Source organism: Pantoea sp. Taur (assembly GCF_009830025.1).
Classification (GTDB): domain Bacteria; phylum Pseudomonadota; class Gammaproteobacteria; order Enterobacterales; family Enterobacteriaceae; genus Pantoea; species Pantoea communis.
Genome location: NZ_SZZZ01000019.1, coordinates 1 through 25,731, shown reverse-complemented (window position 1 = coordinate 25,731; position 25,731 = coordinate 1). Strand labels below are relative to the sequence as shown.

The 25,731-nt window shown below is 53.5% G+C and carries 23 protein-coding genes; 18 read left to right on the top strand and 5 right to left on the bottom strand.

The features are described 5' to 3' along the window. Positions 1-223: 223 nt before the first annotated feature. Both pta and ackA read right to left on the bottom strand, forming a co-directional pair. Positions 224-2,368, bottom strand: a complete 2,145-nt coding sequence (gene pta / locus FD744_RS20460; RefSeq protein ID WP_182058733.1) for a phosphate acetyltransferase — start codon at positions 2,366-2,368, stop codon at positions 224-226. A gap of 73 nt (positions 2,369-2,441) precedes the next feature. Further along, complete coding sequence (gene ackA / locus FD744_RS20455; protein WP_097116577.1) at positions 2,442-3,644, bottom strand: acetate kinase; 1,203 nt, start codon at positions 3,642-3,644, stop codon at positions 2,442-2,444. 339 nt (positions 3,645-3,983) lie between these two features. Between ackA and yfbV the strand changes: the two genes are divergently transcribed. The 3 genes from yfbV to FD744_RS20440 all read left to right on the top strand — a co-directional run bounded on the left by yfbV (position 3,984) and on the right by FD744_RS20440 (position 5,756). Continuing rightward, positions 3,984-4,436 carry a terminus macrodomain insulation protein YfbV gene (yfbV, locus tag FD744_RS20450; protein ID WP_034825085.1) on the top strand — a complete coding sequence of 151 codons (453 nt, stop codon included), beginning with the start codon at positions 3,984-3,986 and terminating at the stop codon, positions 4,434-4,436. Positions 4,437-4,587: 151 nt separating this feature from the next. After that, on the top strand, positions 4,588-5,082 hold the full coding sequence (locus tag FD744_RS20445; protein WP_097116578.1) for a YfbU family protein: 495 nt from the start codon (positions 4,588-4,590) through the stop codon (positions 5,080-5,082). Between the two features lie 14 nt (positions 5,083-5,096). Continuing rightward, the gene (locus FD744_RS20440; protein WP_160869135.1) at positions 5,097-5,756 is read left to right on the top strand and encodes a sugar phosphatase; all 660 of its coding nucleotides are present in this window, start codon (positions 5,097-5,099) and stop codon (positions 5,754-5,756) included. A gap of 26 nt (positions 5,757-5,782) precedes the next feature. On the opposite strand, the gene yfbR is transcribed toward FD744_RS20440, so the two are convergent. The 3 genes from yfbR to FD744_RS20425 all read right to left on the bottom strand — a co-directional run bounded on the left by yfbR (position 5,783) and on the right by FD744_RS20425 (position 7,954). Beyond that, on the bottom strand, positions 5,783-6,382 hold the full coding sequence (gene yfbR / locus FD744_RS20435) for a 5'-deoxynucleotidase (protein WP_160869133.1): 600 nt from the start codon (positions 6,380-6,382) through the stop codon (positions 5,783-5,785). 93 nt (positions 6,383-6,475) lie between these two features. Continuing rightward, entirely contained in the window at positions 6,476-7,693 is a 1,218-nt protein-coding gene (locus FD744_RS20430) for a pyridoxal phosphate-dependent aminotransferase (protein WP_034825078.1), read from the bottom strand. 27 nt (positions 7,694-7,720) lie between these two features. Beyond that, complete coding sequence (locus tag FD744_RS20425) at positions 7,721-7,954, bottom strand: hypothetical protein (protein WP_160869131.1); 234 nt, start codon at positions 7,952-7,954, stop codon at positions 7,721-7,723. A gap of 704 nt (positions 7,955-8,658) precedes the next feature. Here FD744_RS20425 and lrhA point away from each other — a divergent pair. From lrhA to FD744_RS20350, 15 genes are all read left to right on the top strand, one after another. Then, entirely contained in the window at positions 8,659-9,582 is a 924-nt protein-coding gene (gene lrhA, locus FD744_RS20420) for a transcriptional regulator LrhA (RefSeq protein WP_034825076.1), read from the top strand. A gap of 660 nt (positions 9,583-10,242) precedes the next feature. Beyond that, complete coding sequence (locus FD744_RS20415; RefSeq protein WP_034825074.1) at positions 10,243-10,686, top strand: NADH-quinone oxidoreductase subunit A; 444 nt, start codon at positions 10,243-10,245, stop codon at positions 10,684-10,686. A 15-nt stretch (positions 10,687-10,701) separates the two neighbouring features. Next, positions 10,702-11,382, top strand: coding sequence for an NADH-quinone oxidoreductase subunit B family protein (locus tag FD744_RS20410; protein ID WP_007889318.1), 681 nt, complete (start codon positions 10,702-10,704; stop codon positions 11,380-11,382). A gap of 115 nt (positions 11,383-11,497) precedes the next feature. Beyond that, the gene (gene nuoC / locus FD744_RS20405; RefSeq protein WP_097116580.1) at positions 11,498-13,297 is read left to right on the top strand and encodes an NADH-quinone oxidoreductase subunit C/D; all 1,800 of its coding nucleotides are present in this window, start codon (positions 11,498-11,500) and stop codon (positions 13,295-13,297) included. 2 nt (positions 13,298-13,299) lie between these two features. Next, positions 13,300-13,815, top strand: coding sequence for an NADH-quinone oxidoreductase subunit NuoE (gene nuoE, locus FD744_RS20400; protein ID WP_058961298.1), 516 nt, complete (start codon positions 13,300-13,302; stop codon positions 13,813-13,815). Positions 13,816-13,817: 2 nt separating this feature from the next. Next, entirely contained in the window at positions 13,818-15,158 is a 1,341-nt protein-coding gene (gene nuoF / locus FD744_RS20395) for an NADH-quinone oxidoreductase subunit NuoF (RefSeq protein ID WP_176505727.1), read from the top strand. A gap of 104 nt (positions 15,159-15,262) precedes the next feature. After that, complete coding sequence (gene nuoG / locus FD744_RS20390; protein ID WP_160869129.1) at positions 15,263-17,986, top strand: NADH-quinone oxidoreductase subunit NuoG; 2,724 nt, start codon at positions 15,263-15,265, stop codon at positions 17,984-17,986. After that, a complete protein-coding gene (nuoH, locus tag FD744_RS20385) occupies positions 17,983-18,960 on the top strand; it encodes an NADH-quinone oxidoreductase subunit NuoH (RefSeq protein ID WP_160869127.1) in 978 nt (325 codons plus the stop codon). Before nuoG ends, nuoH begins: the two co-directional genes overlap by 4 nt. 11 nt (positions 18,961-18,971) lie before the next feature. Continuing rightward, positions 18,972-19,514, top strand: a complete 543-nt coding sequence (gene nuoI / locus FD744_RS20380) for an NADH-quinone oxidoreductase subunit NuoI (protein WP_034825061.1) — start codon at positions 18,972-18,974, stop codon at positions 19,512-19,514. Between the two features lie 10 nt (positions 19,515-19,524). Next, positions 19,525-20,076, top strand: a complete 552-nt coding sequence (gene nuoJ / locus FD744_RS20375) for an NADH-quinone oxidoreductase subunit J (RefSeq protein ID WP_034825059.1) — start codon at positions 19,525-19,527, stop codon at positions 20,074-20,076. Beyond that, positions 20,073-20,375 (top strand): NADH-quinone oxidoreductase subunit NuoK, encoded by a 303-nt coding sequence (nuoK, locus tag FD744_RS20370; protein WP_034825057.1) that lies wholly within the window; start codon positions 20,073-20,075, stop codon positions 20,373-20,375. The genes nuoJ and nuoK overlap by 4 nt, the downstream gene beginning before the upstream one ends. Continuing rightward, positions 20,372-22,207: an NADH-quinone oxidoreductase subunit L gene (nuoL, locus tag FD744_RS20365; protein ID WP_160869125.1), complete on the top strand. Its 1,836-nt coding sequence runs from the start codon at positions 20,372-20,374 to the stop codon at positions 22,205-22,207. The genes nuoK and nuoL overlap by 4 nt, the downstream gene beginning before the upstream one ends. 221 nt (positions 22,208-22,428) lie before the next feature. Further along, on the top strand, positions 22,429-23,949 hold the full coding sequence (nuoM, locus tag FD744_RS20360; RefSeq protein ID WP_058961300.1) for an NADH-quinone oxidoreductase subunit M: 1,521 nt from the start codon (positions 22,429-22,431) through the stop codon (positions 23,947-23,949). A 6-nt stretch (positions 23,950-23,955) separates the two neighbouring features. Continuing rightward, on the top strand, positions 23,956-25,419 hold the full coding sequence (gene nuoN / locus FD744_RS20355; RefSeq protein WP_034825051.1) for an NADH-quinone oxidoreductase subunit NuoN: 1,464 nt from the start codon (positions 23,956-23,958) through the stop codon (positions 25,417-25,419). A 126-nt stretch (positions 25,420-25,545) separates the two neighbouring features. Further along, positions 25,546-25,731, top strand: a 186-nt coding sequence (locus FD744_RS20350) for a transposase domain-containing protein (RefSeq protein ID WP_202403470.1), incomplete at its 3' end; no start/stop codon positions are given.

The window sequence follows — 25,731 nt, the reverse complement described above, 5'->3', positions numbered from 1 at the left end:
AGCGTCCGCGCCATGGACGGCGCGGCCGATCTGCAGGGATGCGTTAATCCTTCGCGATCGGACTGGCCTTCCCTGTCGTTTGCTCCGAGGTTTCAGCGACAATTGCACCCATCTAACAGCAACAACAGCACCCAACCTTCACCACCCACCAATCTTAAAGCAAAAAAAAAGAGCACAAGGTCTAACCCTCATGCTCTCCACATTCAGCGGCAAGAAAAAGAAATTAGCCTTCCGCCTGCTGTGACTGAATCGCGGTCAGTGCGATGGTATAAACAATGTCATCCACCAACGCGCCACGTGACAGATCGTTCACTGGCTTACGCATACCTTGCAACATCGGCCCGATAGAAATCAGGTCTGCCGAACGCTGTACCGCTTTATAAGTGGTATTGCCGGTGTTCAGATCCGGGAAGATAAACACGGTCGCACGACCTGCAACCGCTGAGTTTGGCGCTTTTGATTTCGCCACATCTTCCATAATCGCTGCGTCATACTGCAACGGACCATCGATCACCAGGTCAGGACGTTTCTCCTGCGCGATACGCGTCGCTTCACGCACCTTCTCAACATCGCTACCCGCACCAGAGTTACCGGTTGAGTAAGAAATCATCGCCACGCGTGGATCGATACCAAAGGCCTTAGCAGAGTCCGCAGATTGAATAGCGATCTCTGCCAGCTGCTCAGGGTTCGGATCCGGGTTAATCGCGCAGTCACCGTACACCAGCACCTGCTCAGGCAGCAGCATAAAGAACACTGAAGACACCAGTGAACTGTTCGGTGCGGTCTTGATCAACTGCAACGGCGGACGAATGGTATTGGCGGTAGTATGCACAGCACCTGACACCAAACCGTCCACTTCGCCACGCTCCAGCATCATGGTGCCGAGCATCACGTTATCTTCCAGCTGCTCCTGCGCGACCACTTCGGTCATGCCCTTGCTCTTACGCAACTCAACCAAACGCGGCACATAATTCTCGCGCACCACTTCTGGATCGACAATCTCAATGCCTTGGCCCAGCACCACACCCTGAGCGGCAGCCACACGCTGGATCTCGTCAGGGTTACCCAACAGTACACAAGATGCAATGCCACGCTCGGCACAAATCGCCGCCGCTTTCACCGTACGCGGCTCGTCGCCTTCTGGCAGCACAATGCGTTTGCCTGCTTTACGTGCCAGCTCGGTCAGTTGATAACGGAAGGCTGGTGGAGACAGACGACGGCTACGTTCGGAAGTCGCAGTGAGTGATTCCACCCAATCGGCATCGATAAAGCTGGCCACATACTCCTGCACCTTCTCAATGCGCTGGGTATCATCTGCAGGCACTTCCAGATTAAAGCTCTGCAGGCTCAGTGAGGTCTGCCAGGTATTGGTTTTCACCATAAATACCGGCAGGCCCGTCTGGAAGGCACGTTCACACAGACGCGCAATCGGTGCTTCAATCTGATAACCACCGGTCAGCAACACGGCACCGATCTCAATACCGTTCATGGCGGCGAGACAAGCTGCAACCAGCACGTCTGGACGATCGGCCGATGTCACCAGCAGTGAACCCGGACGGAAGTGCTCCAGCATATGCGGAATGCTACGTGCGCAGAACGTCACAGATTTTACGCGGCGGGTCTGGATCTCACCTTCGTTAATGATCTCTGCATTCAGATGACGGCACATATCGATGGCACGCGTGGCGATCAGATCGAAACTCCACGGCACACAACCCAAAATCGGCAATGGGCTGTTAGCAAACAGCTGCTTAGGATCGATATTGGCAATATTTGCTTTCGTCGAATCATCGAAAATTTCAGACAGGTCAGGGCGCGTACGACCCTGCTCATCCACGGGCGCGTTCAGTTTATTAATGATCACGCCGGTGATGTTTTTGTTCTTACTGCCGCCAAAGCTGCTTTGCGTTAATTCAATGCGCTCTTTCAACTGCGCAGGCGAATCATTGCCCAGCGCCGTCACGAACACGATCTCCGCATTCAGGGTCTTGGCGATTTCATAGTTCAGCGAAGAGGCGAACTGATGCTTACGGGTTGGCACCAGCCCTTCAACCAACACCACTTCCGCGTCTTGCGCATTGGCGTGGTAGTTAGCGATGATCTCTTCCATCAACACGTCTTGCTGGTTCGAACCCAGCAGTGACTCAACGCGTGACATCTGCAGCGGTTCAGCGGCAGGGATTGCGGAGTTTTTACGGATGATGGTGGTGGTCTGATCTGGCGCATCGCCGCCCGCACGTGGCTGGGCAATTGGCTTGAACACGCTCAGGCGAACGCCTTTGCGCTCCATGGCACGGATCACGCCGAGGCTGACGCTGGTCAGGCCGACGCTGGTGCCGGTGGGGATGAGCATGATTGTACGTGACACTATAAAAACCTCTCAGGTGTTGCAGACTAGCCAAAACAACTCCGTCAGCCTGAGCTGACGGAGAGAAGTGTATTTAAGCGGTCAGACGCGCGGCGTCCTGGGCGATAACCAACTCTTCGTTGGTTGGGATCACCACGGCCGGGCGGGTGCCCTCTTTATTGATGAAGCCTGACTTACCGAAGCGGGCAGCGAGGTTGCGCTCATGATCCACTTCAAAGCCCAGCAGACCCAGTTTCGCCAGCGCCAGCTCACGCACCATCGCCGCGTTCTCACCGATACCACCGGTGAACACCACGGCATCCAGACGACCTTCCATCAGCGCGGTATAGCTGCCGATGTATTTCGCCAGACGATGGCAGAACACGTCCATCGCGCGCTTAGCATCTTCTTTGGTCGCGTAGTTATCTTCAACGTAGCGGCAGTCGCTGGTAACTTCGGTCAGACCTAACAGGCCAGACTCTTTGGTCAGGAGCTTATTGATCGCATCCACGCTCATACCGAGTGTGTCATGCAGGAAGAACACGATAGCCGGGTCGATATCACCACTGCGGGTGCCCATCACCAGACCTTCCAGCGGTGTCAGACCCATTGAAGTATCGACGCACTGGCCGTTACGGATAGCAGAGACTGAACCGCCGTTGCCGAGGTGGCAAGTAATAATATTCAGTTCATTAACCGGCTTGTTCAGCATTTTGGCGGCTTCCTGCGTCACATAGTAGTGGCTGGTGCCGTGTGCGCCGTAGCGACGAACGCCGTGCTCTTTGTACAGTTTGTACGGCAGAGCATAAAGATATGACTCTTCCGGCATAGTCTGATGGAATGCCGTATCAAAAACCGCCACATTCTTATCTGACAGATGAGGGAAGTTCTTCAGTGCTTCGTCGATACCGATCAGATGCGCCGGGTTGTGTAGCGGAGCAAAAGAGGAAGCATCTTTAATGCCCTGAATCACCGATTCATCGATGATCACCGATTGAGTCAGCTGCTCGCCGCCGTGAACGATACGATGGCCGATTGCAGCGATTTGTGCCGAAAGCTCTGGTTTTTGTGCCAGAATAGTTTTAACAATGAAGTTCAGCGCTTCACTGTGCGCTGCACCTGCGCCGAGAGGCGCTTCTTGTTTGCTGCCTTCCAGTTTCCATTTGATACGCGCTTCAGGTAAATGGAAACACTCCGCCAGACCTGACAGATATTCGTCACCGGTGGCTGGATTGAGGATGGCAAACTTAAGTGAAGAGCTGCCGCAGTTCAGAACCAGTACTAACTTCGTTGACATGGAAGTACCTATTGATTAAAGAGTGGCTAAAAATAACGCAATCAGACTAACAGCGTAGCCCATGAATGCTGGTAGATTAATGATTAACATCATGCGGTAGTCAAAAAGAGACCGACATGCAAAAAAATTTCGGTAATTTTACGCAGATTTTTGAAATCTGCTTAGCGAAACATGGCTCTAAACCGCTCTTTTATTGAGCTGAAGCTTCCGGTAATGTTGCTAAAACGGCGTCAGAATACCCACTGTCACCCGCAAAGACAAAATCTTTTGAAGGATGTCACGTAAAGTTGTGTAGTTATCATTTTATTTTAATCGTTGCAGAATTAGTTGAGGTCTATCATGGCGAATGACACAAGCAATCCCGGCTGGTTTGGTTTATTCCAGAACGGTCAGCGTTACATGAAGACCTGGCCAGCTGATAAGCGTCTGGCACCGATGTTCCCGGAAAACCGCGTGGTGACGGCAACGCGTTTTGCCATCCGCTTTATGCCCCCGCTGGCGATTTTCACCCTGACGTGGCAAATCGCCATGGGTGGACAGCTGGGGCCAGCCATCGCCACCGCCTTGTTTGCCTGCAGTCTGCCGATGCAGGGATTGTGGTGGCTGGGTAAACGCTCCATCACGCCGTTACCGCCGACGTTGCTGCACTGGTTTCACGAAGTGCGCGCAAAACTCGAAGAAGCGGGACAGGCGATCGCCCCCGTTGACGGTAAACCGACTTATCAGGCTCTGGCTGACGTATTAAAGCGCGCCTTCAAACAGCTCGATCGTACCTTCCTCGACGATCTTTGATCGAGTATCCCCTTTTACTGCCAGAGAATGTGTGCAGTAACCGGGTCCAAATCAAAGAAAAGTGATGCGGGCAAACACGCATCGCTTTCCTTGTGTAATCATTTATCCATTGTTTAAATCTTAAGCGGCCGTGATGGCCCGGGAGCGAACCGTGGAAATGACCCATGCACAACGACTGATTCTCTCTAATCAATACAAAATGATGGCGATGCTGGAGCCGGAAAATGCCGAGCGCTATCGTCGTTATCAGACCATCATCGAGCGAGGTTACGGCCTGCAACTGCGCGAACTCGACAAAGAGTTTGGCGAGTTAACGGAAGCCACCTGCCGCCAGCTTATCGACATCATGGAAATGCACCATGCGCTGCATGTCTCCTGGTCGAACCTGAAAGAAGCCAATAATATCGAAGAGCGCCGTCTGGCGTTTCTCGGCTTTGATGCGGCCACCGAGGCGCGCTATCTCGGCTATGTGCGCTTTATGGTGAACGTCGAAGGACGCTACACCCATTTTGATTCTGGAACTCACGGCTTCAATGCTCAGACGCCGATGTGGGAAAAATACCAACGTATGCTGGCGGTGTGGCACACTTGTCCGCGTCAGTATCATCTTAGCGCGAACGAAATCGCGCAGATTCTCAATGCCTGAATAAGGAGCGACGCGTGGAGTACAGGGGTTTTCTGTTTGATTTGGACGGTACGTTGGTGGATTCGTTGCCTGCGGTGATCCGCGCATGGTCATTGTGGGGCGAGCGCCAGGGTCTTGCGGCGGAAGAAGTCCTGAACTTCATACACGGTAAGCCAGCGATCAATTCACTGCGCCATTTTATGGCAGGCCAGTCTGAAGAGGCGATTCAGGCGGAGTTTATGTGGCTTGAGCGTTTAGAAGCAGAAGACACGCAGGGCGTGCAAGCGATTCCGGGGGCGAAGGCATTGCTCGCCACACTCAACGAACTGCAGATTCCCTGGGCGATAGTGACCTCAGGATCTATCCCGGTGGCTCACGCGCGTCACAAAGCGGCGGGTTTACCGATGCCGGAAGTGTTCATTACCGCAGAAAATATCAAACTGGGTAAACCGAACCCGGAGCCGTATCTGCTGGGTGCTGAACGCCTGGGACTGCCTGCAGCGGAATGTGTTGTGGTTGAAGATGCGCCAGCGGGCATTATTGCCGGGTTGGAAGCGGGCAGTGCAGTGGTTGCGGTTAATGCCCCCACGGATGCCCCGCGCCTGAATGAAGTGACCTGGCAGGTGAAAACACTGGAACCGCTGGTGGTTTCACCTACAGAAAACGGCATGTTTACACTTTCTGCCAACGTCTGACAGAACGGGCCATAGCGGCCCGTTTTTTATAATGGGGTATCCTGAGAAATTTCATCCAGCGACAGGCTAAAGCTTGGAATGAATATCTCTACAAAGTAATCCATTTCGGGGGAACGACGCTGTGACAATGTTTTCTCCAGACGTGCCTTAGCCAGCAAAAACTCGTTATTTCCTGCTGACAGCTCTTCCAGACATTTCACGTAGGCGCACAGCGCGTCAGCCTGCTTCACCACCGCTTGTTCACTCTCGCTATGCAAATGCTCGTCAATCAACGGACGGTAGTCATCCTGCAATTCCGGCGGCAACATCTCGATCAACTTCTGCTGAGCGATCTTTTCGATCTTTTTGTACTCATGAGCAATTTGCGCGTTGTAATACTTCACCGGCGTGGGTAAATCACCGGTCAGCACTTCACTGGCATCGTGATACAGCGCCAGCATCGCAATACGCTCTGCATTGAGATTGCCGTTAAATTTTTTGTTTTTGATGATGGCCAACGCATGCGCCACCATCGCCACCTGAAGACTGTGTTCAGAAACGTTTTCGGTGCGCACGTTGCGCATCAGTGGCCAGCGATTGATCAGTTTAAGACGGGAGAGGTGGGCAAAAAAATGGCTACGGGTCATAAACGGTTCCTGTTCTCACGGCGGGGAAGGAGGGCCTTCCCCGAGATGAAAACAGTATATACCCTTCAGACTTCAGGTTGCATGTGCGTCAGTTTACTGACGATAACCTTGCAGGAAACGACCAAATTTATTGATCGCCATTTCCAGATCATCAACACGTGGCAAGGTGACGATGCGCACGTGATCCGGCCATGGCCAGTTAAAGGCGGTACCCTGAACCAGTAGCACTTTCTCTTGTAACAGGAAATCCAGCACCATTTTTTGATCGTCAAAGATGTTGAATTTCTTGGGATCGATGCGCGGGAACATGTACAAAGCGCCTTGCGGTTTCACGCAGCTGACGCCCGGAATGTCGTTGATCAATTCCCAGGCACGTTGGCGCTGTTCATACAAACGACCACCAGGTGCAATAAACTCGCTGATACTTTGATAGCCACCTAACGCCGTTTGAATCGCATGCTGAGCAGGCACGTTGGCGCACAAACGCATCGACGCCAGCATCTCCAGCCCTTCGATATAGCCCTTAGCGTGTTTCTTCGGACCGTTTAACACCATCCAACCCTGACGGAATCCCGCAACACGGTAGGTTTTAGACAGGCCATTAAAGGTCACGGTCAGCAGATCCGGCGCCAGTGCCGCAATCGAATGGTGCTGTGACTCGTCATACAAAATCTTGTCGTAGATTTCGTCAGCGAAAATGATCAGGTTGTGCTGACGCGCAATCTCCACCACTTCCATCAGCAGTTCTTTGCTGTACACCGCACCCGTTGGGTTGTTCGGGTTAATGATGACGATGCCACGCGTGCGCGGGGTTATCTTACTGCGGATATCGTCCAAATCCGGGAACCAGCCCGCAGACTCATCACACAGATAATGCACAGCTTTACCGCTCGACAGCGACACGGCTGCCGTCCATAACGGATAATCTGGCGCAGGTACCAGCATCTCATCACCACTGTTCAGCAATGCTTGCATCGCCTGCACAATCAGTTCAGAGACACCGTTACCAATGTAGATATCTTCGACGGTAACATCGCGCATATCACGCGCCTGGTAGTGCTGCATAATCGCTTTACGCGCCGAATACAGCCCTTTTGAATCACAATAGCCTTGCGAACTCGGCAGGTTGCGAATCACATCAACCAGAATTTCATCAGGGGCTTCAAAACCAAACGGGGCAGGGTTGCCGATGTTGAGTTTGAGAACTTTATTACCTTCTTCTTCCAGACGCTTAGCTTCTTTCAGTACCGGGCCACGGATGTCATAACAGACATTTTCCAGCTTGCCGGATTTATCAATTTGAAAATTCATCGTTACCGCCTTAACGGGCAGAGTCCTTTAACCTGCCACCAAAATCAAACCTGCCCAATTTACTCCTCTCACTGTCACAAAAGAAGGGCGGCTTAAGGTTTTGGCGCGTTTGCCAATGATTCCTGTCTTGGGTGGCGTAAAACGCAGTTTGTGAAGGTTAATCTGGTTAATAACTCTATTGTTTGATTTTTTTGTAATATAAAATGCTGGTGGTTTGTGCTGGCACTGTAAAGCTGCTAATCCATGGGTAATGGAGGTCATTAAGAAATTTTTTATTTACATCCTGCAAAAAAAACCATTAGCGACCTGATGAAATAGTTAAAGAAATCTTGTTGGATGTCGAAGAATTAAACAGTGCCGTTGCAGCCATCGCTGGTGCCATTAAATGTCACGCATTCTTAATCAGTTTAAGGTGGCAGCATGAAGCGCTGCGAAGTGACCTATTCTGATAACAGCAGCAGGTTAAATAGCATTTACACTGTAACTTTAACGCGGCTGCAGCAGTTTAAGAACCTGGGGGGTTAAAAAATGAGCGCTGTTGTGGCAGGATGTGGCGGAAAAGGGATTTGGTCAAAAAATGCGATGATTTGATCGAAAACATTTCCCTTTAAAGCGTAAAAATGATTAAGTATAATTTATTATTTGATGCACTTTATCGCTTCGCATCAGCATAACATGATGTTATCTCTTTTTGACCCGCAGGCCGTTTTCGCGGGAAACTAGACAACTACGCAGCTTCCAGCATCTGTGCGACATACGTCTTCGTACCCGAAGTTGTTCTGTCTTATTAGACGGCACTCCTCTGAATACAGAGTGACGTATCCGTCGGCATCCGCCTGACACGATTTTTCCATGACAGCTCCACACAGGGCTGTCATTAAGCACCATTACCTCTTATCTATTTGATAAGTAGGGTAATACACCAGGGTAGTAGTTTTAAAAAATCTTATAAGTGAAGAAAAAACATGACTAATGCAAATCGTCCGATACTGAATCTCGACCTCGATCTGCTGCGTACTTTTGTTGCTGTTGCTGACTTGAATACTTTTGCGGCGGCGGCTGCAGCAGTGTGCAGAACGCAATCCGCAGTAAGTCAGCAGATGCAACGTCTGGAACAATTGGTAGGTAAAGAGCTGTTTGCCAGACATGGACGTAATAAACTGTTGACGGAGCATGGCATCCAGTTGCTAGGCTACGCCAGAAAGATCCTTCGTTTCAATGACGAAGCGTGCACCTCTTTAATGTACAGCAACATCCAGGGCGTACTGACTATCGGCGCCTCCGATGACACTTCCGATACCATTCTGCCGTTCCTGCTTAACCGCGTAACGTCGGTCTATCCGAAGCTGGCCATTGATGTGCGCGTCAAACGCAACCCGTTCATGATGGAAATGCTGAATCAGGGTGAGGTTGATCTGGTTGTCACCACGTCCAGTCCTGGTAATTTCACCCATCAGGTCCTGCGTACTTCTCCGACGCTTTGGTACTGTGCTGCGGATTACATCTTCCAGCGCGGCGAAGCCATTCCACTGGTGCTGCTGGATGAACCAAGTCCGTACCGTGACATGGCGATCGATCACCTGAATGAAGCGGGCATCCCATGGCGCATTTCGTATGTTGCATCAACGCTGGCAGCAGTGCGTGCGGCAGTGAAAGCGGGTCTGGGTGTCACAGCACGCCCGGTTGAGATGATGAGCCCAGAGCTGCGTGTAATGGGTGCGGCTGAAGGGCTGCCGGTATTGCCCGATACTCAGTACCTGCTGTGCCGTAATCCAGACAGTGATAACGAGTTGGCGCTGGCGATCTTCAACGCGATGCAGTCCACCAACGATCCTTACAATCTGACGGCAAATCCAGATGGCACCCTGCTGCTGGATGACGAAGAGTAAGGTCAACAATAGCGGGTTATTCCTTCACGTTGGAATTCCAGTTAATTGTTAAAACTTATTAAAATGAGCCTTAGACTGATAAACATCAGCTAAGGCTTTTTTTATGCATTTTAATTCACGCTTTCTAACGCGATTCACCACCAATAATTTTCCTCTCTTCCTGAAAAATGGAAATTGTTCCATTTTTGCTCAAAGTGGAACTTCTTTATCATTCCGTGCCATCTTTCCCAGGGCATTTGCCTGTACCGATCGCCGATTTTTACAGCAAAAAACACCATTATGTGTTCTGGATCAAAAAAATACCCCCTATAAGGGGGGGGAAATCCCTGTAAGACCTGTCAAAATATGATTGTTAAATGCACGATCCATGCATGTGAATACCCGCTACACTGACATTAACCTCACAAACTGAAGCGATTTAGCTGGTATCATGGGGTTCGTTTGTTAATAATATGCTACGGGTGTTAATTAATGTTTGGATGCTTTTGTCAAAGTTGACAAAAGGTTATAGAAAGGAGTAAAAAACCCCATAAAATTGCTGCTTATTTGATAATGACAGCATAGTTTACAAGGTTTTTTATCCTTCCCTTGAATTCATGTGGTGTGTTTGCTGCAACAGTGCAGGATGCCAGCGCCACTTTTGATGAGTAAGAAAAGAGTATGTCGACAACCACAGAAGTGATCGCTCATCACTGGGCGTTTATTGTTTTTATTGTTATTGCATTTGGCCTGTGTGCCTTCATGTTGACCGGCGGTTGGTTGTTAGGTGGTCGTGCGCGGGCACGCCATAAAGACACCCCGTTTGAATCGGGTATCGAATCCGTCGGTGATACCCATATTCGCCTCTCCGCTAAATTCTATCTGGTTGCGATGTTCTTCGTTATTTTCGACGTCGAAGCCCTCTATTTATACGCCTGGTCGACTTCAATCCGTGAGAGCGGATGGGTCGGCTTTGTCGAAGCCGCAATTTTCATTTTGGTGCTATTGGCAGGCCTGGTTTATCTGGTGCGCATCGGTGCACTGGATTGGGCTCCTGCGCGTCGTCGCGTAGTGGTCAAATCAATTCCGGTCAGTCACAACCACACCAACCCTCATAAGCAGTAAAAGCGAGGCAATAAGATGGACTACACGCTGACACGCGTAGACCCGAACGGCGGCGGTGATAACGATCGCTATCCGCTGCAGAAACAGGAGATTGTTACCGATCCTCTGGAGCAGCACGTTCATCGCAGCGTCTATATGGGCAAGCTCGAGCATGCCCTGCATGACATGGTGAACTGGGGTCGTAAAAACTCTCTCTGGCCGTACAACTTCGGTCTTTCCTGTTGCTACGTGGAAATGACCACGTCATTCACTGCGGTGCATGACGTGGCGCGTTTTGGTGCGGAAGTCATGCGCGCCTCCCCACGTCAGGCTGACTTTATGGTGATCGCCGGTACGCCGTTTACCAAAATGGCGCCGGTTATTCAGCGTTTGTATGACCAGATGCTGGAACCGAAATGGGTGATCTCCATGGGTGCTTGTGCAAACTCGGGCGGCATGTACGACATCTATTCTGTGGTGCAAGGCGTGGATAAATTCCTGCCGGTTGACGTGTACATTCCGGGCTGCCCACCGCGTCCTGAAGCTTACATGCAAGCGCTGCTGCTGCTGCGTGAGTCGATTGGTAAAGAGCGCCGTCCACTGTCGTGGGTGGTGGGTGATCAGGGCGTTTATCGCGCCAATATGCAGCCAGAGCGTGAAAGAAAACGCGGCGAGCGTATTGCCGTCACTAACCTGAGAACGCCAGACGAAGTCTAAGCTTCCCGTACACGGATGGCACAACGGCCGCAGCAGAACATCACAATTTAATGTGCGCCGCCATCCTGACGCCTTCTTTTAGCGCCTGATTACAGGCCGGAATGGTGAGTAACGTATGACAGATTTAACCACGCAAGATCTCGCTCAGCCTGCATGGCAAACCCGCGACCACCTGGATGATCCAGTGGTCGGCGAGCTGCGTAACCGTTTTGGGCCGGATGCCTTTACCGTTCAGGCCACCCGCACCGGGATTCCGGTCGTCTGGGTGAAACGTGAACAGTTACTGGAAATTGTCGAATTCCTGCGTAAGCTGCCAAAGCCGTACGTCATGCTGTATGACTTGCACGGTTTCGATGAGCGTTTACGTACCCACCGCGCCGGTTTACCCGCCGCGGATTTTTCCGTTTTCTATCACCTGCTGTCGATTGAACGCAACCGCGACATCATGCTCAAGGTGGCGCTGTCTGAAAACGATCTGAATGTGCCGACCATCACCAAAATCTTCGCCAATGCCAACTGGTATGAGCGCGAGACCTGGGAGATGTTTGGTATCACCTTTAATGGTCACCCGCACCTGACGCGCATCATGATGCCTCAGACCTGGGAAGGCCATCCGCTGCGTAAAGATTACCCGGCGCGTGCCACTGAGTTCGACCCGTTCGAACTGACCAAACAGAAAGAAGATCTGGAGATGGAGGCGCTGACCTTCAAGCCTGAAGACTGGGGCATGAAGCGTAGCACCACCAATGAGGACTTCATGTTCCTCAACCTCGGTCCTAACCACCCGTCCGCGCACGGTGCCTTCCGTATCATTCTGCAGTTGGATGGCGAAGAGATCGTCGACTGCGTGCCGGATGTCGGCTACCACCATCGTGGTGCTGAGAAGATGGGCGAGCGCCAATCCTGGCACAGCTACATTCCGTACACCGACCGTATCGAATATCTCGGCGGCTGCGTGAACGAGATGCCTTACGTGCTGGCGGTGGAAAAATTAGCCGGCATCACCGTGCCGGATCGCGTCAACGTAATCCGCGTGATGCTGTCAGAGCTGTTCCGTATCAACAGTCACTTGCTGTACATCTCCACCTTTATCCAGGACGTGGGCGCCATGACGCCGGTGTTCTTCGCCTTCACCGACCGTCAGAAAATTTATGACGTGGTTGAAGCGATTACCGGTTTCCGTATGCACCCAGCCTGGTTCCGCATCGGCGGCGTGGCGCACGATCTGCCGAAAGGGTGGGAGCGTCTGCTGCGTGAGTTCCTCGACTGGATGCCGAAGCGTCTGAAAGAGTATGACAAAGCCGCACTGCGTAACACCGTGCTGATGGGCCGTTCGCAAGGCGTTGCGGCGTACAACATGGATGAAGCGCTGGCGTGGGGTACCACCGGTGCTGGCCTGCGTGCCACCGGCCTCGACTTTGATGTGCGTAAATGGCGTCCGTATTCAGGCTACGAAAACTTCGACTTTGAGATCCCGGTTGGCGCTGGCATCAGTGATGCTTACACCCGCGTTCAGCTCAAAATGGAAGAGATGTGGCAGTCACTGCGCATTCTGGAACAGTGCCTGAAAAACATGCCGGAAGGCCCGTTCAAAGCGGATCACCCGCTGACCACGCCGCCACCAAAAGAGCGCACGCTGCAACACATCGAAACCCTGATCACGCACTTCCTGCAAGTTTCGTGGGGCCCGGTCATGCCGGCCAACGAATCCTTCCAGATGATTGAAGCGACTAAAGGGATCAACAGCTACTACCTGACCAGCGATGGCAGCACCATGAGCTACCGCACCCGTGTGCGTACGCCAAGCTTCCCGCACCTGCAGCAGATCCCATCGGTGATCCGCGGCAGCCTGGTATCCGACTTGATCGTATACCTCGGTAGTATCGATTTTGTTATGTCAGACGTGGACCGCTAATTATGCACGATCAAAAAATTGCCATTCACACTATCGACCCTGATGAGGTCTTTGTGCTGAGCGAGACCGAGCACCACGCTATTGAGCACGAAAAACACCATTACGAAGATGCACGCGCCGCCTCAATTGAAGCGTTGAAGATCGTGCAGAAGCAGCGTGGATGGGTGCCAGATGGTGCCATCAATGCCATTGCTGAAGTGTTGGGCATTCCAGCCAGTGACGTAGAAGGTGTGGCGACGTTTTACAGCCAGATCTACCGCACGCCGGTTGGCCGTCACGTCATTCGTTATTGCGACAGCGTGGTGTGCCACATCACCGGTTTCCAGGGCATTCAGGCTGCGCTTGAGCAGAATCTGAATATCAAGCCGGGCCAGACCACAGCCGATGGCCGCTTTACCCTGCTGCCAACCTGCTGCCTGGGCAACTGTGACAAAGGCCCAACCATGATGGTGGATGAAGATACCCACGTTCATCTGACCCCGGAAGGCATCGCCAATCTGCTGGAGCAGTATCAATGACCATTAAACAGATCATTCGTACTGCGGAAACGCATCCACTCACCTGGCGTCTGCGCGACGACAAGCAGCCGGTGTGGATCGATGAATATCGCAGTAAAAACGGTTATGTCGGCGCTGATAAAGCACTGAAAGGCATGAGCCAGGACGAAATCGTTGCGGCAGTGAAAGACTCCGGTCTAAAAGGTCGCGGTGGCGCAGGCTTTAACACCGGCCTGAAGTGGAGCCTGATGCCGAAAGACGAATCCATGAACATCCGTTACCTGCTGTGTAACGCCGATGAAATGGAGCCGGGCACCTATAAAGACCGCCTGCTGATGGAGCAAATGCCGCACCAGTTGGTGGAAGGTATGCTGATCAGTGCGTTCGCCTTGAAAGCCTATCGTGGCTACATCTTCTTACGTGGCGAGTACATCGAAGCGGCCGTGCATCTGCGCCGTGCGATTGCCGAAGCCACCGAAGCGGGATACCTCGGTAAAAACATCCTCGGTACCGGTTTCGATTTTGAACTGATCGTGCACACCGGCGCGGGACGTTACATCTGTGGTGAAGAGACCGCGCTGATCAACTCACTGGAAGGTCGTCGTGCGAACCCGCGTTCAAAGCCACCGTTCCCGGCGAGTGCGGGCGTGTGGGGCAAGCCAACCTGCGTCAACAACGTGGAAACCTTGTCCAACGTCCCAGCCATCTTCCTCAACGGCGTTGACTGGTACAAGAACATCTCTACCAGCGAAGACACCGGCACCAAGATGATGGGCTTCTCTGGACGCGTGAAAAATCCAGGCGTGTGGGAGCTGCCATTTGGCACTACCGCGCGTGAGATTCTGGAAGATTATGCCGGTGGCATGCGCGATGGCCTGAAATTCAAAGCCTGGCAGCCAGGCGGTGCGGGTACCGACTTCCTGACCGATCAACATCTTGATCTGCCAATGGAATTCGCCAGCATCGGTAAAGCGGGTAGCCGTTTAGGTACTGCACTGGCGATGGCGGTCGATCATGAAATCGGCATGGTTTCGCTGGTGCGTAATCTGGAAGAGTTCTTTGCGCGTGAGTCCTGCGGTTGGTGTACGCCGTGCCGTGATGGCTTGCCATGGAGCGTGAAGATCTTGCGTGCGCTGGAGCAGAAAAAAGGCCAGCCGGGTGACATCGAAACCCTGCTGCAACTCTGTCGCCAACTTGGCCCAGGTAAAACCTTCTGCGCCCACGCACCGGGTGCCGTTGAGCCATTGCAGAGCGCGATTAAATATTTCCGTGAAGAGTTTGAAGCCGGCATTGCGCCGCAGGTGTTTGGCAATACCCGATCGATCGGTGGTATTCAGCCCAACCTGCTGAAAGCGCGCTGGTAATCAGCCGCCGTACACGGAATTCACCCTGCGCCGACACGGCGCGGGGGACAGAATTAGATGTTTAACGCTCGTCTTAGGGCGAGCCTTACGGAAGCATGTTCACTATGGCTACAATCCATGTAGACGGTAAAGAATATGATGTGAACGGAGCGGACAACCTGTTGCAGGCGTGTCTCTCTCTGGGCCTTGATATTCCTTATTTTTGCTGGCATCCGGCGCTGGGAAGCGTGGGAGCCTGCCGCCAGTGTGCGGTGAAGCAATTCCAGAATGCCGAAGATACCCGTGGTCGTCTTGTTATGTCATGCATGACACCGGCGTCGGACGGCACCTTTATTTCCATCGACGATGGCGAAGCGAAAGAGTTTCGTGAAAGCGTGGTGGAATGGCTGATGACCAACCATCCGCACGACTGTCCAGTGTGCGAAGAGGGCGGTAACTGCCATCTGCAAGATATGACGGTCATGACGGGCCACAGCTTCCGTCGTTACCGCTTCACCAAACGTACGCACCAGAATCAGGATCTCGGCCCGTTCATCTCCCATGAAATGAACCGCTGTATCGCCTGCTATCGCTGCGTGCGTTACTACAAAGATTACGCAGACGGCAAAGATCTCGGCGTTTACGGTGCCCACGACAACGTTTACTTCGGTCGCCCGGAAGATGGCACGCTGGAGAGCGAGTTCTCCGGTAACCTGGTCGAGATCTGCCCGACCGGCGTATTCACCGATAAAACGCACTCCGAACGCTACAACCGTAAATGGGATATGCAGTTCGCACCGAGCATCTGCCAGCAGTGCAGCGTGGGTTGTAACACCAGCCCAGGCGAGCGTTATGGTGAACTGCGTCGTATCGAAAACCGTTACAACGGTACCGTAAACCACTACTTCCTGTGTGACCGTGGTCGTTTCGGTTATGGCTATGTGAACCGCAAAGATCGTCCACGTCATCCAGTACAGAAGCGCGGCAACGATTGGGTCAGTCTGAATGCCGAACAAGCGGTGAATGCCGCGGCTGACGTACTGCGTCAGGCGAAGCGTGTGATTGGGATTGGATCACCGCGTGCCAGCATTGAAAGCAACTTTGCGCTGCGTGAACTTGTCGGTGCGGAAAACTTCTCCACCGGTATGCCTGCCGCTGAGCAGGCACGCGTTGAGTTGATGCTGAAAGTACTGCAGGAAGGCGGTATTTACACGCCATCACTGCGCGAAATCGAAAGCTACGATGCGGTGCTGGTGCTGGGTGAAGACCTGACTCAGGTCGGTGCGCGTGTCGCACTTTCTGTGCGTCAGGCGGTGAAAGGTAAAGCACGTGAAATGGCAGCAGCCCAGAAAGTGGCTGACTGGCAGATCGCGGCGATCCTGAACATCGGTCAGCACGCCAAACATCCGCTATTTGTCACCAACGTTGATGAAACCCGTCTTGATGATATCGCGGCGTGGAGCTATCGCGCACCGGTGGAAGATCAGGCTCGTCTCGGCTTTGCTATTGCCAATGCGCTCGATGAAGCCGCTCCAGCCGTCAGTGGCTTTGACAGCAAACTGAATGGCAAGCTGGATGTGGTGGTACAGGCGTTAGCCGGTGCCAAAAAACCACTGATTATTTCTGGTACTCACTCTGGCAGCACCGCGATAATTGAAGCGGCCGCCAACGTGGCAAAAGCACTGAAAGGTCGCGGTGCCGATGTCGGCATTACCTTCCTTGCCGGTGCAGCTAACAGCTTTGGTCTCGGCCTGATGGGCGGTCAATCGCTGGATAGCGCGCTGGAACAGCTGGATAAAGGCGAAGCGGAAGCGCTGGTGGTGTTGGAAAACGATCTTTACCGCCACGCACCGAAAGCCACCGTGGATGCGGCTTTGCACAACACCGCACACGTGATTGTGGTTGATCATCAACGCACTGCGACGCTGGAAAAAGCCGGTCTGGTGCTCTCGACGGCGAGCTTCGCAGAGAGTGATGGCACCTCGATCAACCAGGAAGGCCGCGCACAGCGTTTCTTCCAGGTTTACGATCCGTCTTATTACGACAACAGCATTGTGATGCTGGAGAGCTGGCGCTGGCTGCACTCGCTGCACAGCACTGTTGAAAGCCGTCAGATTGACTGGACGCTGCTTGATCACGTGATCGATGCCACCGTTGCAGCATTGCCACAGCTGAAAGGTATTAAAGACGCGGCGCCGGATGCAAGCTTCCGTATTCGCGGTCAGAAACTGGCGCGTTCACCGCACCGTAACAGTGGCCGTACCGCGATGCGTGCCAATATTAGCGTGCACGAACCGCGTCAGCCGCAAGACAAAGACACCATGTTTGCCTTCTCAATGGAAGGTAACAACCAACCAGGCGCACCACGTTCGCAGATTCCATTCGCCTGGGCTCCAGGCTGGAACTCCCCGCAAGCATGGAACAAGTTCCAGGCTGAAGTCGGTGGCAAACTGCGTCATGGCGATCCGGGTGTGCGTCTGTTTGAAGCGAGCGAAGGATCACTGCCGTGGTTCACCGCCGTGCCAGAAAGCTTTGTTGAAGGCAGCCAATATCGCGTTGCACCTTACTATCAGCTGTTTGGTAGTGAAGAGATGACTCAGCGTTCGCCGACCTTCCAGAAGCGTATGTCGCCAGCCACGCTGGTGATTAACCCGGCTGATGCGGAAAAACTGGGTGTGAATAACGGGTCTGCTGTTGAACTGGTTTGCGCCGGTGAAACACTGCACTTGCCAGTGCGTTTCTCCACTTCCCTGCAAGCAGGGCAGGTGGGTCTGCCGTTGGGCATGCCGGGTGTACCGCCATTCCTCTCGGGTGCGCAAATTGACAAACTGCAGGAGGCCGCGCAATGAGCTGGCTGACACCGGACGTTATCGACATCCTCCTCCAAATCCTCAAAACGATCGTGATTTTGCTGGTTGTGGTGGGTTGTGGTGCCTTCATGAGTTTCGCCGAGCGTCGTCTGCTCGGCTTATGGCAGAACCGTTATGGTCCAAACCGTGTCGGCTGGGGCGGATCGCTGCAGCTGGCGGCGGACATGATCAAAATGTTCTTTAAAGAGGACTGGGTTCCGCCGTTTACCGATCGCTTCATCTTTACCCTGGCGCCAGTGATTGCCTTTGTGTCGCTGCTGCTGGCGTTTGCCATCGTGCCGGTTTCACCGACCTGGATGGTGACAGACCTGAATATTGGTCTGTTGTTCTTCCTGATGATGGCCGGTCTGGCGGTTTACGCCGTGCTGTTCGCCGGTTGGTCGAGTAACAACAAATACTCACTGCTGGGTGCAATGCGTGCTTCCGCTCAGACGCTGAGCTACGAAGTGTTCCTGGGCCTGTCGCTGATGGGTGTGGTGGCGCAAGCCGGTTCATTCAACATGAACGCCATCGTCGAGAGCCAGACGCACTTGTGGAACATCATTCCGCAGTTCTTCGGCTTCGTGACCTTCTGTATCGCGGGCGTCGCGGTATGTCACCGCCATCCGTTTGACCAGCCAGAAGCGGAACAGGAACTGGCCGATGGTTACCACATCGAATATGCCGGTATGAAGTTCGGTCTGTTCTTCGTCGGTGAATACGTGGCGATCACCACCGTTTCAGCGCTGATTGTCACGCTGTTCTTCGGTGGCTGGCACGGTCCATTCCTGCCGCCATTCATCTGGTTCGCCCTGAAAACGGCGTTCTTTATGGTGATGTTTATCCTGATTCGTGCTGCGCTGCCGCGTCCACGTTATGACCAGGTGCTGTCGTTCGGCTGGAAAGTGTGTCTGCCGTTGACGTTATTGAACCTGCTGGCGACCGCCGCAGTGATTCTGTACAGCGCGCAGTAAGGGGTTTTGAGATGACTTTAAAAGATATTGTCGTTGGCTTCGGCACGACAGTGCGCAGTATCTGGATGATAGGCATGCATGCCTTCGCCAAGCGCGAAACCCAGATGTATCCAGAAGAACCGGTTTACCTGCCGCCGCGCTACCGTGGCCGTATCGTGCTGACGCGCGATCCGGACGGCGAAGAGCGCTGCGTTGCCTGTAACCTGTGTGCGGTAGCCTGTCCAGTGGGTTGTATCTCACTGCAGAAAGCGGAAACGGTTGATGGTCGCTGGTATCCGGAGTTCTTCCGCATCAACTTCTCGCGCTGCATCTTCTGCGGTCTGTGCGAAGAAGCCTGCCCGACCACGGCGATTCAGCTGACCCCCGATTTTGAGCTGGGTGAGTTCAAGCGTCAGGATCTGGTGTACGAGAAGCAGGACCTGCTGATTTCCGGTCCGGGTAAGTATCCGGAGTACAACTTCTATCGCATGGCGGGTATGGCGATCGACGGGAAAGAGAAGGGCGAAGCGGAAAACGAAGCCAAGCCAATCGACGTCAAAAGCTTGTTACCTTAAGGAGCCAGGTATGGAATTTGCGTTTTATCTTTGCGGACTGGTGGCGGTGCTGACGACATTGCGCGTTATCACTCACACCAATCCGGTACATGCGCTGCTGTACCTGATTGTTTCGCTGCTTTCGATTGCGGGCGTGTTCTTCTCAATGGGCGCTTACTTTGCCGGTGCGCTGGAGATCATCGTTTACGCCGGTGCCATTATGGTGCTTTTCGTGTTCGTGGTGATGATGCTGAACCTGGGCAAAACCCAGCAGGACCAGGAGCGCGAGTGGCTGAAGCCTTCGCTGTGGATTGGGCCTGGCATCGTCTCCCTGTTGCTGCTGGTGGTGATGATTTACGCCATTAGTACCGCGCACGATCAGGGCATTGATGGCACCGTCATCGATGCCAAAGCGGTGGGTATCAGTCTGTTTGGTCCTTACGTACTGGCGGTTGAGCTGGCGTCAATGCTGCTGCTGGCCGGTCTGGTGGTGGCCTTCCATATCGGACGTGAAGAGCGTCAGGGCGAAGTGCTGAGCAATCGCCATGCTGATGCACATGCGAATAAGGAGGATCACGCATGATCCCGTTACAACACGGCCTGATGTTGGCTGCTGTGCTGTTTGTTCTCGGCCTGACCTCGCTGGTACTGCGCCGCAACTTGCTATTTATGCTGATTGGTCTGGAGATCATGATCAACGCCGCGGCACTGGCGCTGGTGGTAGCAGGGAGCTACTGGGGACAAGCTGACGGCCAGGTGATGTACATTCTGGCGATCAGCCTTGCGGCGGCGGAAGCCAGCATCGGCCTGGCCCTGCTGCTCCAGCTCTATCGTCGTCGTCAGACGCTGAACATTGACACAGTGAGCGAGATGCGCGGATGAATCTTCTCTATTTAACCGTATTATTTCCGCTGATTGGCTTCCTGCTATTGGCGTTTTCCCGTGGTCGCTGGTCGGAGAATCTGTCGGCAGCGGTGGGAATGGGATCGGTCGGTCTGGCGGCGTTGACCACCGTTTTCGTTGGTATGGATTTCTTCAGTAACGGTCAACAGCCTTTTACTCAGGCGTTGTGGACATGGATTCAGGTCGGCCACTTTGATATCAAAGTGAACCTGGTACTGGACGGCTTGTCACTGACCATGCTGTCAGTGGTCACGGGTGTCGGCTTCTTCATCCACATGTTTGCTTCCTGGTACATGCGCGGTGAAGAGGGCTATTCACGCTTCTTCGCTTACACCAACCTGTTCATCGCGAGCATGGTGGTGTTGGTGCTGGCCGACAACCTGATGCTGATGTATCTCGGTTGGGAAGGCGTGGGCCTGTGCTCTTATCTGCTGATTGGCTTCTACTACAGCAACCCAGAGAATGGCAAAGCGGCGATGAAAGCCTTTATCATCACCCGTGTCGGTGACGTGTTCCTGGCATTCGCGCTGTTCATTCTCTACAACGAACTGGGTACGCTGAACTTCCGCGAGCTGGTGGAACTGGCGCCGGCGCATTTCGCCGCTGACAACCACATGCTGCAGTGGGCAACCCTGATGCTGTTGGGCGGTGCGGTCGGTAAATCTGCACAGTTGCCACTGCAAACGTGGCTGGCTGATGCGATGGCGGGTCCTACGCCGGTATCAGCTCTGATCCACGCCGCCACCATGGTAACCGCGGGTGTTTACCTGATTGCGCGTACCCATGGTCTGTTCCTGCTGACGCCGGAAGTGCTGCATCTGGTCGGCATTATCGGTGCGATTACACTGGTGCTGGCAGGTTTTGCCGCGTTGGTGCAAACCGATATCAAACGCGTGCTGGCTTACTCAACAATGAGTCAGATCGGCTACATGTTCCTGGCGCTGGGCGTGCAGGCATGGGACGCGGCGATTTTCCACCTGATGACGCACGCTTTCTTTAAAGCACTGCTGTTCCTTTCTTCCGGTTCGGTCATTCTGGCCTGCCACCACGAGCAGAACATCTTCAAAATGGGCGGCCTGCGTAAGAGCATCCCACTGGTGTACACCTGCTTCCTGGTGGGCGGCGCAGCGCTGGCGGCACTGCCGCTGATTACCGCAGGTTTCTACAGTAAAGATGAAATCCTGTTTGGTGCGCTGGCAAATGGTCACATCAATCTGATGGTGGCGGGTCTGGTCGGTGCATTCCTGACCTCGATCTACACCTTCCGCATGATCTTCATCGTGTTCCACGGCGAAGAGAAAATTCATGCGCACGCGGGCAAAGGCATCACTCACCATCTGCCACTGATTGTGCTGTTAGTGCTCTCCACCTTCGTTGGCGCCATGATTACGCCACCGCTGGCGGGCGTGCTGCCACAGAATGAATTCGGTGAGGGCGGCAAAGTGGCGCTGGAAATCACCTCAGGCGTTGTCGCGATTGTCGGCATCCTGATTGCTGCTGCCCTATGGCTTGGCAAACGCCAGCTGGTCACCAGTGTTGCCAACAGCGCGCCGGGCCGTTTCTTCGGCACCTGGTGGTTCGCGGCATGGGGGTTCGACTGGCTGTATGACAAGGTGTTTGTAAAACCTTATTTGGGCATTGCCTGGCTGCTGAAGCGCGATCCGCTGAACTCACTGATGAACCTGCCTGCGCTGTTGTCGCGCATTGGTAATAAAGGCCTGGTGGTGAGCGAGAACGGTTACGTGCGCTGGTATGTGGCTTCCATGAGTGTCGGTGCCGTGGTGGTACTGGCGCTGATGCTGGTGATTTAAAGATTGATGAGCGGGGGCGAGAGGATCAAGGATTCTTTCACCCCAGAAGCGAATGTGAAAAATTGCCTGAATGACGAAGCGTTATTGATATAGCCCGTTTCGTTGCCGTCAGTGTGCATGCAACCCAAGCGTATTTTTTACGTGAGGGTGACGAGCGCTGACGGTGATGAAAGTGGCAAGCAAGATAGCTCGAAATCAGGTTGAAAAAAGGGAAGTATGCCGTGCTATTACCTTGGCTAATAATCATACCTTTTGTTGGGGGTCTGCTTTGCTGGTTAGCAGAGCGCCTCGGCGCAAAAGTGCCGCGCTGGATCGCCATGATCACCATGGGACTGACGCTGGCACTCGGTCTGCAGTTGTGGCTGCAGGGAGGCTATTCACTCACCCAGGCTGCAGGAATGCCGCAGTGGCAGTCGACTTTCTCGGTGCCATGGATTCCGCGCTTCGGCATTAACTTCCATCTGGCTATCGACGGTTTGTCACTGCTGATGGTGGTGCTGACCGGTCTGCTCGGGTTAATGGCGGTGCTCTGTTCCTGGAATGAAATCGAGAAGTATCAGGGCTTTTTCCACCTCAACCTTATGTGGATCCTCGGTGGTGTGATTGGCGTGTTCCTCTCCATCGACATGTTCCTGTTCTTCTTCTTCTGGGAAATGATGCTGGTGCCGATGTACTTCCTCATCGCGCTCTGGGGTCACAAAGCCTCTGACGGTAAAACGCGTATCAGTGCCGCAACCAAATTCTTCATCTATACCCAGGCTTCGGGTCTGGTGATGTTGATTGCGATTTTGGCGCTGGTGTTTGTGCACTACAACGCCACGGGCGTCTGGACCTTCAGCTACGAAGAACTGCTGAAAACGCCAATGTCGCACACCGTTGAATATCTGCTAATGCTCGGCTTCTTTATCGCTTTCGCAGTGAAAATGCCAGTGGTGCCCCTGCACGGCTGGTTGCCGGATGCGCACAGTCAGGCACCGACAGCCGGTTCGGTTGATCTCGCAGGAATCTTGCTGAAAACGGCGGCGTATGGTCTGCTGCGTTTCAGCCTGCCACTGTTCCCGAATGCTTCCGCAGAGTTTGCGCCGATTGCTATGTGGCTCGGTGTTCTGGGTATCTTCTACGGTGCCTGGATGGCGTTCTCGCAGACGGATATCAAACGTCTGATTGCTTACACCTCCGTTTCGCACATGGGCTTCGTGCTGATTGCTATCTACACCGGCAGCCAGCTGGCGTTCCAGGGCGCGGTGATTCAGATGATTGCTCACGGCCTGTCCGCCGCAGCACTGTTCATCTTGTGTGGTCAGCTTTATGAGCGTCTGCATACCCGTGACCTGCGCCAGATGGGTGGTTTGTGGTCACGCATTAAATGGATTCCAGGCCTGTCGCTGTTCTTCGCGGTGGCCAACCTCGGTATGCCAGGCACCGGTAACTTTGTCGGCGAATTTATGATTCTGACCGGCAGTTTCCAGGTGGTGCCGGTGATTATCGTGATTGCCACCTTTGGTCTGGTGTTTGCCTCGGTGTATTCGCTGGTGATGATGCAGCGCGCTTACTACGGCGAAGCGAAATCGAAAGCTCCGCTGCCGGGCATGTCACCGCGTGAATTCATGACGATCGGCGTGCTGGTGGTGCTGCTGGTTCTGCTGGGTGTTTATCCACAGCCGATCCTTGATACCTCTCACGCTGCGATGAGCAATATTCAGCAGTGGTTTACCGCTTCAATTTCAACTACAAGGCCGTAATTCGCCATGACAATAACTCCTCAACATCTGATTGCGTTACTGCCGCTGTTGATCGTCGGATTGACGGTGGTGGTGGTGATGCTGTCCATTGCGTGGCGACGCAACCACTTTGTTAATGCCACGCTGACGGTGATTGGCCTGAACGTGGCGCTGTTTTCACTGTGGTTTGTCGGTCATGTCGGTGCCATGGATGTCACGCCGCTGCTGCGCGTTGACGGTTACTCGATGTTCTACACCGCGCTGGTGCTGCTTGCCAGTCTCGCCACCTGCACCTTTGCTTATCCGTGGCTGGCTGGTTTCCCGGACAACAAAGATGAGTTCTATCTGCTGGTGCTGATTGCGGCACTGGGTGGGATCGTGCTGGCGAGTGCTAATCATCTGGCGGCGCTGTTCATCGGTATCGAACTGCTGTCACTGCCGCTGTTTGGCCTGATTGGTTATGCCTTCCGCCAGAAACGTTCGCTGGAAGCGGCACTGAAGTACATGATCCTGTCCGCTGCGGCGTCCTCGTTCCTGATCTTTGGTATCGCGCTGATTTATGCCGATTCTGGCAGCCTGAGCTTTGTGCAACTGGGTAAAAGCCTGAATGACAGCATGATCCAACAGCCGCTGCTGCTGGTCGGTTTGGGCATGATGATTATCGGCCTCGGCTTTAAGCTGTCACTGGTGCCGTTCCACCTGTGGACACCAGATGTTTATCAGGGTGCGCCTGCGCCGGTTTCAACCTTCCTGGCCACCGCCAGCAAAATCGCCATCTTTGGTGTGGTGATGCGCTTGTTCCTGTACGCGCCGGTCACTGACAGCGAAGCCGTGCGCACCGTGCTCGGTGTTATCGCCTTTGTGTCGATTCTGTTCGGTAACCTGATGGCGATTTCGCAGAGCAACATCAAACGTCTGCTCGGTTATTCATCGATCGCGCACCTGGGCTATTTGCTGGTGTCGCTTATTGCGGTGAAAACCCATCAGCTGTCACTGGAAACGGCGGGTGTATACCTGGCGGGTTACCTGTTCAGCAGCCTCGGCGCGTTCGGTGTGGTCAGCCTGATGTCCAGCCCGTACCGTGGCCCGGATGCGGATACGCTTTACTCTTACCGTGGTCTGTTCTGGCATCGTCCAATTCTGTCAGCGGTCATGACCGTTATGATGCTGTCTCTGGCCGGTATCCCGATGACGCTGGGCTTCATTGGTAAGTTCTACGTCATTGCTTCCGGTGTGAACGCGCATCTGTGGTGGTTAACCGCGGCAGTCGTTGCCGGCAGTGCGATCGGTCTTTACTACTATCTGCGTGTGACGGTGAGTCTGTACCTCAGCCCACCAGAAATGCACACGCGCGATCGTGACACGCCAGCCAACTGGGCCTTTACCGCTGGTGGTGTGGTGGTGCTGATTTCTGCGATTCTGGTACTGCTGTTGGGTGTCTATCCGCAGCCACTGATTTCGCTGGTACAGATGGCACAGCCGCTGATGTAAATGCGCTTTGACCTCAGAAATCAGGCCCAAGGGCCTAATGCCGATCAGTTAAGACAAAAATGATCGGTTGAACGATCCGGCAGTTCTGCAAGAATCCGTAATCTCTCAGGGATTACGGATTTTTTTATGCTTCTCAGTCAGGCTCTCGATATCGTTCATAAGTTTACGCCTCAGGAATTCTCGGGGCTTTCCGATCTCCTTTCTCCTGAACTCATTGACGAGTGTCTCGCTGATACCGGGACAGTGACGTTACGAAAGCGCCGTTTATCGATGGAAATGATGGTCTGGGCTGTAACCGGCATGGCACTTTTT